This is a genomic window from Candidatus Competibacter denitrificans Run_A_D11 (assembly GCF_001051235.1).
Classification (GTDB): domain Bacteria; phylum Pseudomonadota; class Gammaproteobacteria; order Competibacterales; family Competibacteraceae; genus Competibacter_A; species Competibacter_A denitrificans.
Map to the genome: position 1 here is coordinate 1 of NZ_CBTJ020000023.1, position 1,887 is coordinate 1,887.

The following is a 1,887-nucleotide window of genomic DNA, read 5'->3' on the forward strand; positions in this document are numbered from 1 at the left end:
CCCAGTTCATCAATGATCAGTAACTTGGGTTTGGCCCATTGGGTGAGGCGATCCTCCAGACGACCCTCGACATGGGCTTTGGCCAGGTTAGCGACCAGGGCGGCGGCAGACGTGAAGAGCGTGGAATAGCCCTGTTGGATCGCCGCACTCCCCAGGGCCACGGCCAAATGGGTTTTCCCAACGCCCGGTGGGCCAAGGAGGAGCAAACAATCGCCGTTGGCGACCCAGCGGCACAAGGCCAGTTCGCGCAGTTGTTTCGGATCAAGCGACGGTTGGGCCTGAACATCGAAGCCGTCCAGCGTCCGTGCGAAGGGGAACTTCGCCAACCGCACGGCCATGTCCAGTCGGCGCTGTTCGCGGCGGGCCACTTCGGCCTGGCAGAGAAACGCCAGGGCCTCGCGCAGGTTCAAGTCACGACGAGCCGCTTCATCCAGCAGGGTGTCGAGCTGATCGCGCAGGGCGGTCAGTTGCAGCCGGGCGAGCAGGCTGGGGAGAATGTCGGTATTGACGTTCACCAACCCCCTCCCAATAGCGCCTCATACTCGGTCAACGGTCGCAACAAGGTGGGTATGCAGGGTGGCGTATCGGCCGTCGCTGCCTGATCGGCTGTGGCCGTCGCTGCCTAATCGGCTGTGGCCGTCGCTCGGATCGTACCGGATGCACCGACCACGCCCGCCAAATGGGCCGGATCCATCTGGCGCTGGCGTCGGCCGATGTTAAGCAGGTGTCGGGCAACGTCGCAACCGGCGTGCAGTACCCGCAGTTCGTCGTCTACGATCCGCACCGTCACGGTGTCGCCGATCAACCGCCAGGGCACGCTGTAATGATTTGTGTCGACCTCAATACAGCTGTCGGCGTGCACCCGACGGGTCAGTTCGCGCGTCCAATGAAAGGGCGGATGGTCTTTGAGCGGTCGCAACGCGGTCGCTTCGGCCCGCTGAAACCGTTCCAGCGGCACCTCGCCGGTCGTCCCGTGGATGCGGACATCGGCCACCGTGCGGGTCCAGTGCGCAAGGTGGTTTTCCAGCGCTGCCCAGGAGGTAAAGGTGTACCCAGCTATCGCGTTGTGCTTGACATAACCGACTCCACGTTCGTCCTTGCCCTTGGTACGCGCGCGATACGGCGCGCAGGCGCGGGGTTGAAAGCCCCAATAGCGCGCAAACGCCAAAAAGCGGGGATTGAACGTCACCACGCGCGTGACCGGATCGTGGGTCTCCACCAGCGCCCGCGCGTTGTCCAGTAACACCTCCTCGGGCACCCCGCCAAAGTGCCGAAAGGCGCCTTCCAATCCGCTCAGCCATGCCGCTTGTCGCTCGTGGTCAAACGCCGCTACAAACAGCCGCCGCGAATAGCCTAAGGTGGCCACAAACAGACGAACCACCGTCAGCTCACCGCCCATACGGACCGCACTCGTTCCAAAGTCAATTTGCAGCTGCTGACCCGGCGGCGTCTCAAACCGGACCGTGGCCCGTGCGGCCGCCTCCAGTTCCTCTCGCCAGGGTCGCACCGCCCGCTCGACGGTGCGCAGCGAGACCCTAATCCCATGCACTCGCGCCAATTCCTGACGCACCACATCGGCATTGCCCCGATGCTGGCGAAAATGAGCCGCTAGCCAGGATTCCAATCCACCCAGCGTCCGTCGTCGCACCGGGGATCGATAGGGCTTCCAACTCCCACCGTCCAAATGCCGCTTCACCGTGTTGCGGCTACACCCCAGTTCGCCGGCAATCCGCCGTAACCCCCACCCTAATTCGTACAGCCGCCGCATCGCCGCCACCGCTTCCGGTGTTTGCATCGCTTCCCCCTTCCTCATCGTCAGTCTCGGAAGGTGGATTTTCGGACCCTTCATGACTATTTCCCCTCTGACTTGCGGGGTCAATTCTTCAT

The 1,887-nt window shown here is 63.2% G+C and carries 1 protein-coding gene and 1 pseudogene; both read right to left on the minus strand.

Annotated features, from left to right (window positions below):
• The coding region (locus BN873_RS04030; RefSeq protein ID WP_139031641.1) for an ATP-binding protein at positions 1-518 on the minus strand (518 nt) is incomplete at its 3' end.
• A pseudogene (istA, locus tag BN873_RS04035) lies at positions 512-1,849 on the minus strand (IS21 family transposase). The gene BN873_RS04030 and the pseudogene istA, both read right to left, overlap by 7 nt.
• Positions 1,850-1,887: the final 38 nt, after the last annotated feature.